Origin of the sequence: Halomonas sp. NPDC076908, from assembly GCF_050269715.1 — a bacterium.
Lineage (GTDB): Bacteria > Pseudomonadota > Gammaproteobacteria > Pseudomonadales > Halomonadaceae > Vreelandella.
Genome location: NZ_JBNNIW010000001.1, coordinates 125,396 through 138,253, shown reverse-complemented (window position 1 = coordinate 138,253; position 12,858 = coordinate 125,396). Strand labels below are relative to the sequence as shown.

Below are 12,858 nucleotides of genomic sequence, written 5' to 3'. Positions count from 1 at the left end.
CTCCTTAGCGTGTTGAGCGTAGCGTTATTGGCGTAAGCTTAACCATGTGGTGCTAAGCCAAGTACCTGCTTTTGTAAGCTCGCTTTCCGTTGAACCAGCATAGCCAAGTACTAAACCGGGACGCTGGTTATCAGCTAAGTAATAGCGAGAAAGGGGTGAAAGCGTAATGCCTGCTTTATTGGCGCGTTTAACGAGTATCTCTTCTTCCTCAATAGTATCGAGTTCGGCTAACAGGTGCATGCCCGCATGGCCGTCAGAAAGCCGAAGTCCTGCGGCCACTGCAGGCACTAATGCCGTGCGTAAACACGCTTGTCGCTGACGATAAGCCGCCCGCATACGGGCGATGTGACGAGTAAAATGCCCGCTGGTAATAAATTCAGCAAGCGCCGATTGCACGGGATAGTTACCTTCACGGTGCAGTCGTGCATGGGCACGTCTGAAGTCGTTGGCAAGTGTATCAGGTAGTACCAAATAGCCTAAGCGTAAGCCGGGATAGAGCACTTTACTAAAGGTACCTACATAAATAACCGATGCCTGTTCGGCAAGACCCTGTAGTGAGGGAGTCGGTGGTGTGTCGTAACGAAATTCGCTATCGTAATCGTCTTCAATGATCCAACTGCTAGCGCGAGAAGCATGCTCAAGTAACGCCAGCCGTCTGGGTACTGGCATGGTAACGCCGCTGGGATATTGGTGGGAGGGTGTCACGTAAATTAGCCTAGGTGCTGGGGCATTCTCTGGGGCAAGTGACGGGTTTAATCCTTCTTTATCTACGGGTATGGGCGTTACCACTAAGCCTGAAGCCAGAAAACAGGCCTGGGCGCCGCCGTATCCCGGCTCCTCCATCCAAACCGAATCCCCATGATCGGTGAGTAGTTGGGTAATCAGTTCAAACGCCTGCTGGGCGCCTTGGGTAATCACAATCTGTTCTGGTTGGCAGCGCACCGCTCGGGAGAGTCTTAGATAGTCACTAAGAGCCGCTTTGAGTACAGGTAGACCACCGCTGGTTTGATAATCCATCCATGACATTTCCGCGTGATAATAGTGACGCCGTAGAAGGCGCTGCCACTGCTCGCGGGGAAACAGGTCGAGCGCCGGGACGCCTGGGGCAAAGGCGCGATGGCCGTGGCTCAACGTTCCGCTTAGTGTTAATAGCTGGTTACCCCGGCTTGAGTAGCGAATAGGTAAAGGTGGTGGAAGCTCGTCTCTGGTTAACAGCGCGGGGAGGTTCGCCACATAGAGCCCTACTCCCTGGCGCGCAATCAGCAATCCTTCCGCTAGTAGACGATCCATGGCGGCCAGCACCGTATTACGGCTAATACCCAAAGCGCTTGCCAAGTAGCGGGAAGAGGGAAGCGCATCGCCCGCCATCAGTTCTCCATGTTGAATCCACTCCTTAAACGAGTGGTAAAGTTGCTGTACCAGCGTGGCGGCTTCATTCGCAGTTAGCCTTAGCGCCAGCGCCTCCGCAACCCAGTCGCTGGCAGCATCACGTCTTTTCACTGGTTCCCCCCATTTAGCGATAAGTGGCTCTTTGTCTTAGGCCACTATAGCGGCAAACTCTGTTAAATCACTACACCGATGGAGCAGTCGTTATGGTTAATATTCGTTCAGCGGCATTAAATGATTTGGAAGCACTTAGTCGCTTATTAGATGGCTATCGCCAGTTTTATAAGCAGCCGAGTGATATTCAGGCGGCGCGTGATTTTTTAGGTCAGCGTATGGGGTTGGGGGATTCGTTTATTTTGGTTAGCGAGAGTAGTGAAGGAGCGCTCACGGGGTTTGTGCAGCTGTACCCGGGTGTTTCCACGGTGGGGTTAAATGCGCGCTGGACGTTAAATGATCTCTTCGTGTTGCCGGAGTGTCGCGATAAAGGCACCGGAAGGGCATTGATGGAAGCCGCCACCCAGCTTGCGCATGACCACGGTGTGGCACGCTTGATATTAATGACGCAGGTAGAGAACGAACGCGCTCAACACCTTTATGAATCACTGGGCTGGCAGCGCAATACGGCGTTTTACGGTTATTTACTGGATATTAAATAGGGGGAAAATGATGAGTAAGAAACGGCAGCTGCTAACATCGGTGATTTGCTAAACGTGACAGGCCCAGCTTCGCTGGGCCTGAATCTTAACGGGTCAAGCGTTGCTTAGTTTGCGCGCTCTATGCAGGTTTTCGATGGTATTTAGGCATGCCTGGGCGGCTTCTCTGCCTTTGGATACAAAGTGCTGGGTGTAGAAGTCGTGATGCGTGCTGTGCTCATGGAAGTGGTGTGGCGTTAATACGACGGAGATCACCGGCACTTGGGTGTCTAACTGTACGCGCATCAAACCATCGATTACCGCATGAGCTACGAAGTCGTGGCGATAAATACCCCCATCGACCACAAAGCCTGCGCCAACAATGGCGCCATACCGGCCACTCTCTGCCAGCACTTTTGCTTGTAAGGGAATTTCGTAAGCGCCGGAAACGGTGAAAGTGTCCACTTGCTCGGCATGAAGGCCGCAGCGCTCTACTTCGGCGATGAAAGCCTTATAGGCCTTCGCAACAATATCCTGATGCCAATGACCCATAATAAACGCAATGCGTTGAGAGGTGGTGTGAGTCGAAAGCGTCAGCGGAAATGTCTGATTCATGGTCATTCTCTTGGTTAAGTTGTACCAGAATCAGGGCATGCGGAACCGTTCGTCAGGCAAACGTAAAAAGTGGCTTAAGCCACTTTTTTAAGTTGCATGTCTAAGGTGCCGTTCTCTTTCATCCGGACTATCACCGTCGGCTTCGGTTTTTCACCGAATCTGCTGACCTCAAGAAACTATAAGAAAAACAATAAGCTTGAGCGCTCGCGGGCTTAGATAACCAGCTGCATTAGCTGGCATCATCACCGCCGGTGGGGACTTTCACCCCGCCCTGAGAACTTTGCTGAATAACAGCTCGGCTATTTTACGCTTATTCTAAGCGCCTAGCCATGAAGGTGTTGTAATCTTTGCCGGCTCGCGCTGCAGGATGACCTCGCCATGGCGTACCGAAAGGAGCACTTCACCCTGGGTGCGTAGCACGCTGTAGTCATCTTCACCCTCCAGCAGATTGAAGCTGGCGGGCTTGCCTACCTCAATGCCGTAACGCGCTTCAATATTCATGGTGCGGGCGCTGTTATCGGTTATTAAGGACAACGCCTGGCTGAAATCCTGATAACCCATCATTTGGCAAATATGCAGGCCAAAATCCAGCGTTCTTAGCAGTTTCCCGTTACCCAATGAGTACCAAGGGTCGAAAATAGAGTCTTCGGCAAAGCAGACATTTATGCCCGCTGCGTTTAGCTCTTTAACACGCGTCACGCCGCGTCGTTTTGGATAAGTGTCAAAGCGGCCCTGCAGGTGAATGCTTTCAGTGGGGCAGGAGACAAAGTTGATGCCTGAGCGTTTGAGCAGTAGGAAAAGCTTGGAGCAGTAGGCGTTATCATAAGAGTGCATCGCCGTGGTGTGGCTAGCGGTGACGCGGCTACCTAAATCGTTAAACAGTGCTTCGCAGGCCAACACTTCGAGAAAGCGCGAGTTGGGGTCGTCGATCTCGTCGCAGTGTACGTCTACCAAACGGTCATACTTGATTGCCAGCTCGATGACTCGCTTCATGGAAGCCACCCCTAGCTCGCGGGTGTATTCAAAGTGGGGGATACCGCCAACGACATCAGCGCCAATTTCCAGCGCCTCTTCCATTAGCCTATCACCGCCGGGGTAAGAAAGTAGGCCATCCTGTGGGAAGGCAACCACCTGAATATCAATCTTATCCTTCAGTTCATCACGCAGCGCGCACAGGGTTTTCAAGCCAACTAAGCTGGGATCACTGGTATCGGCGTGTGTGCGCACAAACTGAACACCGTTTCCAATTAACAAATTAAGCGTTTTCAGTACCCGCTCGCGAATATCGGCTTCCGTGAGCAGTGGTTTACGCTCGCCCCAGCGCTCAATGCCTTCAAACAGCGTGCCGCTCTGGTTCCAGTGGGGTTCACCAGCGGTAAGGGCAGCATCCAGATGAATATGCGGCTCTATAAACGGTGCACAAATGAGTTTAGAGCCCGCATCAATCTGCCCTTCGCTCACAGTTTGCGGGGCATCTTGTACGGTAATCGCTGTAAAAATGCCGTTTTCAACCTCGAGTCGGTAAAGCTCTGGACGCTGGCGTAAGCGGGCGTTAATAATCTGCATGCGCATATAAACAAGGCTCACTTATGGTTTGGCGATGGACGGTTGGCTATCGCTCAGCGTAGCGTGGTTTACGCGAAGCAGCACGGCGTAGCTACCCGCTGCCACCGCGACGCCTACCAATGGCGGCAGTAAAGGGGAGAAGTACGCTGCTCCCGCGCCTAACGCATAGGCGGCTAAACCTCGGCGATTGAAGTCGGGTAATTGGGCATACTCCAATGCGGGGTAACGACCTTGATGTTTGAGCCAGAAGTCCGCCATGATGACGCCACCCATAGGCGGAATGAAAGTGCCCAGCAGTACCAGAAAAGGTATCAACAAGTTGTACATGCCGCCTACCGCCAGCACGGTGCCAATGGCTGCACCGCCTACCGTTACTAAGCGGCGTTTTTCGGTGCGCAGCAAATTGCAGCCCGCCACGGCGAAGTTATAGATAGTGTTATCTTGAGTGGTCCAAATATTTAGAAACAGCATCAGCACAGCGATGGTGACAAATCCCTGGGCGATCAGCACATCCACTATATCCGCCTGCTGATAAATCATGCTGCCTAGCGCGCCAGTCAGCACCATTAAGCCGTTACCCACGAAGAAAGCCGACATGGTCGCGATAACCGCAATTTTTGGCGTTTGCGCAAACCGGCTCCAGTTAGTCGCTTGGGTGCCACCGCTAATAAAGGTACCGATAATGACTGTAACCGCCGCCGCCACGCTCATGCTCTGTGTGGGTGTTTGCTGGCTAAGCCCTGTAAAACCACGCACATCCACTAGCCCTGTAAACAGACTAATCAATATGAATATCATCATAGCGGGGACAGCAAAACGCGAAAGCCAGTCCATGCCCTTATAGCCGATCATCGCGGTGACGCAGAAACCAAACCCAAACAGCACCATTAAGGGGATTTCCAGCCAATCCGGCATCCCAGTGGTGCGTACTAATACGAGTGCGATGGTGGCCGTGCCCCAGGCGTACCAGCCGATTTGCGTAAAGCCCAGTATGAAATCGGAAAGCTTGCTGCCTTTTTCACCGAAGCAAAAGCGTCCCATGAGTACCGAATTAAGCCCGCTTTTGCAGGCGATATACGCAAGTGTTGCTGCGTATACACCCAGCAGCAGGTTACCAATCAGTATGATCCAGAGCAGTTGACCAATAGAAAAGGCTTGGCCTAGGGTGCCGCCCGCCCACATGGTGGCAGTGAAGAAAGTAAAACCGAGCAACACCGCAGACGTAGAGAGCAGCCCCTTACGGGCGCTCAATGGCACTTCATGAAGCGGATAGTCAGAGTGGTGCATAGCAGTAAGCTCCTAGTGGACAGGGAAAATCGTTTCAACACTCAAACAACAAGCAAAAGATGAGCCAGCTAGCGAACATTTTCCACGAGAACACAAAAAAGCCGCCAAAGTGGCGGCCGATCGAGACAATGGAGCAATAGAGAGAGAACTGGTTTTCTAGGCACGCGCCTTCTTGGCAGCGTTAGTGGGTACCGCCTTTTCCCGGCGTTCGGCAAGGTTTTCCACTTTGCGCTGTTTTTCATAGAGAAAACGCAGCACTTCCTGGCGATAGTGGTTGTAGTTGGGGTTATCCGCCAGCTCAATACGATTGCGTGGGCGCGGCAGGTCGATATCCAGAATCTCACCGATGCGTGCCGAGGGCCCGTTGGTCAGCATCACGATACGGTCAGACAACAACACCGCTTCGTCTACATCGTGAGTAATCATAATCACCGTATTGCCTAGTTCGTCCTGAATGCGCATCACTTCTTCTTGAAGGTGAGCGCGGGTGAGCGCATCCAGTGCGCCAAACGGCTCATCCAGCAGCAGCACTTTGGGTTCCATTGAAATCGCCCGGGCGATACCCACTCGCTGCTTCATGCCTCCGGAAATCTCTGCGGGGCGCTTGTTTAGCGCATGAGACATGCCGACCATCTCCAGGTTTTTAAGCACCCACTCATGCCGCTCTGCTTTGCTTTTGCTACGAGCAAAGGTTTTGTTAACGGCCAGCGAGACGTTTTCATAGACTGTCAACCAGGGCAGTAGCGAGTGGTTTTGAAACACCACGCTGCGATCCGGCCCTGGGGCATTAACCTCTTTGCCATCAAGTATAACAGCGCCCGAAGTGGATTCGGTTAATCCGGCAATGATGTTTAACAGGGTCGACTTACCGCAGCCTGAGTGGCCGATAATGGAGATATATTCGCCACGTTCAACGGCTAAGTTAATATCTTTTAAAACGTTAGTGGTCGCACCTTTGGTTGCAAAGGTCATTTCGACCTGCTCGACGCTTAGGTAGTGTGTCGCCATGATCAAAACTCCCTTCGATTAACTTTGAGTGGTGCCGCGGGTAACGCGGTTGCCGATAAATGCCACGATGCGATCGAGGAAAAAGCCGACAATACCGACATATATCAGGGCGAGCACAATGTCGCTGAGCATGGAGGCGTTCCAGGCATCCCAGATAAAGAAGCCAATGCCGACACCGCCAATGAGCATTTCAGCGGCCACTATTGCCAGCCACGAAAGCCCAACGCCGATCCGCAGGCCGGAGAAAATATAAGGTGCAGCAGCAGGCAACATAATGCGCGTAAAGTACTCCGCACCGTTTAAGCGAATGACCCGCGCCACGTTACGGTAATCTTCAGGGATATTGCGCACCCCCACGGAGGTGTTGATGATGATCGGCCAGATAGCCGTAATAAAGATGACGAAAATCGCCGATGGCGTGCTGTCCTGAAAACCAGCCAGTGAGATAGGCAACCAGGCGAGTGGGGGCACGGTGCGCAGCACCTGAAACACCGGATCTAACCCGCGTAGCGCCCAGGTCGACTGACCCACCAATACGCCTAAACTAATGCCTACCACCACGGCCAACAGGTAACCGTAAGCGACACGCTCCAGGCTGGCTAATATCTGCCAGCCCATGCCTTTGTCATTGCCTCCATAGTCGTAAAATGGGTTAACGATGAGCTCCCAGGTGTCGCTAATGACTTGGGACGGCGCGGGCAGCGCGGCGGTTGGCGACGAGCAGAGTATTTCCCAAAGCCCCATTAGCAGCGCCAGGATTACCACCGGCGGCAGCACTTTTTGCACCAGCGTATCGCGTAGACGGGTCAGTGGGGGCCCAACGCTTAGCAGCGGCTTGGCCAGTGTTTCAGAGCGTGTTGATGTGTTCATTGTGAGTCTCCCAAGCGCGGCGGGTTAAGCCAATGCCTTTATCTCGAGGCTATCGAGGTAGGCTTGTGGGTTTTCGGGATCGAATACCTTGCCGTCAAACAGCGTCTCGACGCCTCGAGAAGTGGTGTCAGGAATATCGGCAGAGGCAACGCCTAGCGCATCTGCAGCTTCACGCCACAGATCTTCACGGTTGACCTGCTCTATCAGTGCGGCGCTGTCAAAATCCTGGGGGAGGTAGCCCCAGCGCTTGTTCTCAGTCAGGAACCAAAGGTCATGGCTTTTGTATGGGTAGGAAGCGTGTTTGTCCCAATAGCGCATCATGTGAGGATGATTTTCCACCACACGGCCAGTGCCGTAATCAAAGTTGCCTTGAATACGGTCGATCAGGTCAGCATAGGGAGCGTGAATCCAGCGGCGGCGAGAGCAAATTTGTGCCATCTCTTCATGGTTTGCGGTGTCTTCACACCACATCTGGGCTTCCATAATGGCCATCATGAGCGCTTTAGTGGCGTTGGGGTTGGCTTCCACGTAGTCGCTACGCATGGCGAAGGCTTTCTCTGGGTGGTCGTTCCAGAGTTCGCCAGTGGTGTTGGCGGTATAGCCGATGCCCTGATTAATCAATTGATGGTTCCACGGCTCACAGACGCAAAAAGTATCCATGCTGCCTACGCGCATATTGGCAACCATTTGAGCTGGCGGAATGGTGATCGTGGAAATATCGCGGTTAGGGTCGATGCCGCCCGCTGCCATCCAGTAGCGAATCCACATATCATGGGTGCCACCAGGGAATGTCATGGCGGCACTCACTTCGTTACCACCACTGCGTTTAGTGGCTAGCGCCTGGGCGAATTCACTCGTATCCAGCGCTACCTCTAAATCGGCGTACTCACTGCCCACCGAGATACATTGGCCGTTAAGGTTTAAGCGCGCCAAAACGTTCATCGGTACGGGGTGGTTATTGGGTGTAATGGCCCCCGCGCTCATTAAATAAGGCATCGGCGTTAGAATATGCGCTCCATCAATGCCATTTCGCTGTGAGCCCAACACTAGGTTGTCACGGGTAGTGCCCCAGGAGGACTGTTTAAGCACCTCCACATTGGTCATGCCATGCTTGGCGAAAAATCCCTTTTCATCGGCAACAAATAGCGGCGCGGCATCAGTCAGGGCAATAAATCCTAACTTTGCGGCAGTCGTTTCCGGTGTTCCATTCGCGAAAGCCCAGCTAACCGGCAAGCTGCTAAGCAGTGCCGAGCCACCGACAACAGTCGCGGAGCTTTTGAGAAAGTGGCGACGTTCTGGAGAGTGAGAGATTTTTTTGCTCATTGCACGTTACCTGTCTTTTAAAGCGTCGTTTGAAAACGTCTTTTTAAACGCAAAAACGGCGTCTGCAATTAAGTCCTCACTTAATTAAGTGAAGACCATTGCAGACGCCGTTGTCTGTTTACTAATCGTTCTGAGCTGAACCTACGTTGGCTCAGGTGATTAGCATGCTGCAGCTTGTATGCCAATACGCCTAACAAATTGCAGTAAACATCCATCTTTCAATGGGTTGTTAAAAGTAATGGTAATGGCAGGAGAAAAGCCTGTTATCGATTGTTGTGCAATGCAACGTAGAAATGGTGCGGTTTTCATAGACATGCACCAAAAGGGCAATGTCCCAGGCTTAAAATTGCCTGAGACGAGCAAAATACCCCAGTGAATTATGGTTGTGCTACCAAGGCGCTGGTCACTTCTTCGATCTGCAGCGGAAGGCTCTGCAGGCCACCACCAGAGAGATACCATAGCGCAGGGGTCAGCATAATGACCCGGGTATTTACCGCACCTGCATCTGAGAGCATTTGGGTTAACGCATCAGCTTCAGCGGGTTCATCGCCAATGGCGGCGCTGCGGTCAATGACCAGTACAACTTCCGGATCGATTTCGGCAATGGCGTCAGCTGATAGCGGTGTGAAAGTACGCGTACCGCGGGTTTCTGATATCACGCTATCGGGCATCTCAAGTGCTGCTACGCCCAGTACGTCGTGAACCACAGAGTGCTGGTTTAACATCAGGTTACCGCCGTTGTGCGTCACCACTAGCGTGCTGGGTGCATCGCTTAAGGCGTCGCGCTTGTTTGCAATGTCAGCGTGAAGCACTTTAAGCGCCTCTTCTGCGCGCTCTTCTGCGTGCAACAGCGTCGCCAGTTGGCGAACGTTATCGTCAAATGACGTTAAATAGTCGTCGCCTTGTAGGCTGGTATTAAGAGTAGGGGCAATAACCTCGAGCTCGCGTTGCCAGTCGCCTTGCCGCCCAGTAAAGAGAATGAAATGCGGTTTGCTATCGGTCAACGCTTCGATGTCTGGTGAGCGTAGGCCGCCAATATCGGTGACTTCATCGTTTGCATACTGCTCCAGATAGTCCGGTAGGCTGGATTTGGGCACACCTACCACCTGCTCGCTTAAACCTAACGCATCCAGCGTATCCAGACTGCCTAAATCGAACGTGGCAATGCGCTGGCTGGCTTGGGCGACGCTAACGGCTGTAAGCAATAACGTAGCAGCAGCGGTAGTTGCGAATCGTGCGGTAATCACCTGAGACTTCATGCTAATTCCTTTTATGAGAAAATATTCTATATGCGATATTTTCTCATATTCTCAAGGAAAAATGTGACGTGTCGTTAATGGGTGCTGGAACAGCATGTTGCGCAAAACGCGACCGCCCTCAATGATTGAGGGCGGAGCTGCTGTGATGATTGTTTAAAACGGTGCTTAGGAAGCGACACGGAAAGGATTACGCGGGTCGTCATCCCAAGCGAGGAAGGGCTTGCCGGTTTCCTGAGGCACCATGGTGATGCAGTTTTCCACCGGGCAGGTGATCTGGCAAAGGTTGCAGCCCACGCACTCGTCTTCGATGACCTCGTAGCGGCGCGCGCCGTCTTGCTCGGTGAGCTTGGCAATCGACTGGTGGGAGGTGTCCTCGCAGGCGATATAGCAGCGGCCACACTCGATGCACAGGTCCTGGTCGATATGGGCGATGGTCTTGAAGTTGATGTCCAGGTGCTTCCAGTCGGTGGTTTGTGGCACCGCCTTGCGGGAAAACGCTTCGATGGAGTCGTAGCCTTTTTCCGCCATCCAGCGGGAGAGGCCATCTTTCATCTCTTCAACAATGCGAAAACCGTTGAGCATGGCAGCGGTGCACACCTGCACGCTGCCCGCGCCCAGGGCGATGAATTCCGCCGCATCCCGCCAGGTGGAAATCCCGCCAATGCCTGAAATGGGCAGCGTGGGCGTGGCTGGGTCTCGGGCAATTTCTGCCACCATGTTCAGGGCGATGGGTTTCACCGCGCTGCCGCAGTAGCCGCCGTGGGTGCTCTGATGGCCCACGGTGGGTTTGGCGACCATGTTGTCCAGGTCGATGCTGGTAATGGAGTTGATGGTGTTGATCAACGAGACTGCATCAGCGCCGCCTCGCAGTGCCGCCTGGGCGCCCACGCGAATATCGGTGATGTTGGGGGTGAGCTTGACGATGACCGGCTTGGAGTAGTGCTTTTTACACCAGTAGGTGACTTTTTCGATCAAATCCGGGTTTTGGCCCACCGCCGCGCCCATGCCGCGTTCCGGCATGCCGTGGGGGCAGCCCAGGTTGAGCTCGATGCCGTCTGCGCCGGTGGCTTCCACCCGCGGCAGGATATACGCCCAGGCCTCCTCGTTGCAGGGCACCATGATGGAGACGATCAGCGCCCGGTCCGGCCAATCCTTCTTCACCTGGGTGATCTCTTGAAGGTTGATCTCCAGCGAACGGTCGGTAATCAGCTCGATATTGTTGAAACCGATCACCTCGCGGTTTTTGCCGTAGTGGGCCGAGTAGCGGGAGGAGACGTTCACCGCCGCGGGCTCTTCGCCAAGGGTTTTCCATACCACGCCGCCCCAGCCCGCTTCATAGGCGCGCACCACGTTGTAGGCTTTGTCGGTAGGCGGGGCCGAGGCCAGCCAGAAGGGGTTGGGGGCTTTGATACCGGCAAAGTTCACCGACAGATCGACGCCGTTCACCACGCTGTCGCCGCTATGTTTCTTGCCTGGAAAAGAGAGGGTGTTGAAAGGTGTGGTGTTCATGCGGCCTCCTGCTGGGCGGCGAGCGCTTGATGGATGGCGTGGGCGGCCAGCTTGCCGTGCTGTACTGCTTGCACGGTGAGGTCCTGGCCGGGTTTGACGCAGTCGCCACCGGCATACACGTTGGGCAGTGAGGTTTGGAACATTTCATCAACGTGGATGCGTTCACCTTCGCGGGCGAGTTCTGAGGCGGTTGCATCGCGTAGGCTGTCGGCTTGGAAACCTTGGCCAATGGCAGTGAAAATAGCATCGGCGGCGAGTTCAAAGGTGTCGCCCGTGACGGCTAAGCGGCCTTCCCGCTCAGCGGTGTTGGCAAAGCGCATGCCTGCCACTTGCCCTTGCTCATTTAGCAAGATCTCATCGGGCTGTGCCCAGGTGATCATACGCACGCCGTTGGCCTTGGCGATCTCCTGCTCATGGTCGGTGGCGGACATCGCCTCAGTGCCACGTCGATACACCAGAGTGACCTCTTTGGCCCCCAGACGCGACATTTGCGTGGCCATATCGATGGCGGTATTGCCAGCGCCAATCACGATGCAGCGCTTGGCCACGGCCAGGCTGCCCAGGTCATCGGTTTGGCGCAGGGTTTTGATGTAGTCCACCGCAGGCATCAGACCCGGTGCATCCTCGCCGGTTAGCCCCAGCGTACGGCTAGCCCCCAGCCCCAAACCCAGGAATACGCTGTCGCACTGCTGGCGCAGGTTGTCGAGGGTGAGGTTATCGCCAAGGCGTTGACCGTACTGTAGGTCGATGCCGCCAATGTCCAGCAGGAACTCGACTTCCTTGCGGGCAAAATCGTCGGTCATCTTGTAGCGGGCAATGCCGTACTCGTTGAGCCCGCCAGGCTTTTGCTCGGCCTCGAAGAGGGTGACCTGGTGGCCCAGCATGGCCAAGCGATGAGCGCAGGAGAGGCCCGCAGGCCCCGCGCCCACCACGGCAACATGGCGGCCAGTGCTGGCGGCCCGCTTGAAGGGGTGGCTATCGAACTGCATGTGATCGGTAGCGTGACGCTGGAGCAAACCGATCAGCACCGGCTGGCACTCGGCGTCGTGGTTACGCACGCAGCTGCGTTCGCAAAGGATTTCCGTGGGGCACACCCGGGCGCAGCTGCCGCCGAGGATATTGGCTTCCAGAATGGTTTCTGCTGCGCCATTAATGTTGTTGTCACTGATTTGGCGGATGAAGCTGGGAATGTCGATGTCCGACGGGCAGGCCTCGACGCAGGGCGCGTCATAGCAGTACAGGCAGCGCTGGCTTTCGATGATGGCCTGGCGCGGCGTCAGCGGCGGATGCAGGTCGCTGAAGTTGCTTGCCAGCGTCGCTGGGTCGTAGGTGCCGACCTCTTTTGCGCTGGGCAGATGATCAAGTGAATGGGTCACGGTCGTTTCTCCCTGGTCCTTCTGGAT

Annotated in this window: 11 protein-coding genes and 1 riboswitch; of the genes, 1 reads left to right on the top strand and 10 read right to left on the bottom strand. The window is 54.4% G+C overall.

Annotation, left to right across the window (positions count from 1 at the left end):
- Positions 1-24: 24 nt before the first annotated feature.
- A complete protein-coding gene (locus ACQKE4_RS00615; RefSeq protein ID WP_427386442.1) occupies positions 25-1,500 on the bottom strand; it encodes a PLP-dependent aminotransferase family protein in 1,476 nt (491 codons plus the stop codon).
- Positions 1,501-1,592: 92 nt separating this feature from the next.
- On the opposite strand from ACQKE4_RS00615, the gene ACQKE4_RS00610 reads away from it, so the two are divergent.
- The gene (locus ACQKE4_RS00610) at positions 1,593-2,042 is read left to right on the top strand and encodes a GNAT family N-acetyltransferase (RefSeq protein ID WP_290836338.1); all 450 of its coding nucleotides are present in this window, start codon (positions 1,593-1,595) and stop codon (positions 2,040-2,042) included.
- Between the two features lie 93 nt (positions 2,043-2,135).
- Here the strand turns inward: ACQKE4_RS00610 and ACQKE4_RS00605 are convergent, their stop codons facing one another.
- The 9 genes from ACQKE4_RS00605 to ACQKE4_RS00565 form a co-directional block, all read right to left on the bottom strand.
- Entirely contained in the window at positions 2,136-2,633 is a 498-nt protein-coding gene (locus ACQKE4_RS00605; protein ID WP_290836337.1) for a 6,7-dimethyl-8-ribityllumazine synthase, read from the bottom strand.
- Between the two features lie 106 nt (positions 2,634-2,739).
- Positions 2,740-2,916, bottom strand: a riboswitch (FMN riboswitch).
- A 32-nt stretch (positions 2,917-2,948) separates the two neighbouring features.
- Positions 2,949-4,205, bottom strand: a complete 1,257-nt coding sequence (codA, locus tag ACQKE4_RS00600; protein WP_427386441.1) for a cytosine deaminase — start codon at positions 4,203-4,205, stop codon at positions 2,949-2,951.
- Positions 4,206-4,220: 15 nt separating this feature from the next.
- Complete coding sequence (gene codB, locus ACQKE4_RS00595) at positions 4,221-5,486, bottom strand: cytosine permease (protein ID WP_290836335.1); 1,266 nt, start codon at positions 5,484-5,486, stop codon at positions 4,221-4,223.
- Between the two features lie 156 nt (positions 5,487-5,642).
- Positions 5,643-6,494 carry an ABC transporter ATP-binding protein gene (locus ACQKE4_RS00590; RefSeq protein WP_427386440.1) on the bottom strand — a complete coding sequence of 284 codons (852 nt, stop codon included), beginning with the start codon at positions 6,492-6,494 and terminating at the stop codon, positions 5,643-5,645.
- Positions 6,495-6,512: 18 nt separating this feature from the next.
- Positions 6,513-7,364, bottom strand: coding sequence for a nitrate ABC transporter permease (ntrB, locus tag ACQKE4_RS00585; RefSeq protein WP_427386439.1), 852 nt, complete (start codon positions 7,362-7,364; stop codon positions 6,513-6,515).
- Positions 7,365-7,388: 24 nt separating this feature from the next.
- The gene (locus ACQKE4_RS00580) at positions 7,389-8,687 is read right to left on the bottom strand and encodes a CmpA/NrtA family ABC transporter substrate-binding protein (RefSeq protein WP_427386438.1); all 1,299 of its coding nucleotides are present in this window, start codon (positions 8,685-8,687) and stop codon (positions 7,389-7,391) included.
- Positions 8,688-9,064: 377 nt separating this feature from the next.
- A complete protein-coding gene (locus ACQKE4_RS00575) occupies positions 9,065-9,946 on the bottom strand; it encodes an ABC transporter substrate-binding protein (protein WP_427386437.1) in 882 nt (293 codons plus the stop codon).
- Positions 9,947-10,111: 165 nt separating this feature from the next.
- Entirely contained in the window at positions 10,112-11,455 is a 1,344-nt protein-coding gene (preA, locus tag ACQKE4_RS00570; protein ID WP_100731319.1) for an NAD-dependent dihydropyrimidine dehydrogenase subunit PreA, read from the bottom strand.
- Complete coding sequence (locus tag ACQKE4_RS00565; RefSeq protein WP_427386436.1) at positions 11,452-12,831, bottom strand: NAD(P)-dependent oxidoreductase; 1,380 nt, start codon at positions 12,829-12,831, stop codon at positions 11,452-11,454. The genes preA and ACQKE4_RS00565 overlap by 4 nt, the downstream gene beginning before the upstream one ends.
- Positions 12,832-12,858: the final 27 nt, after the last annotated feature.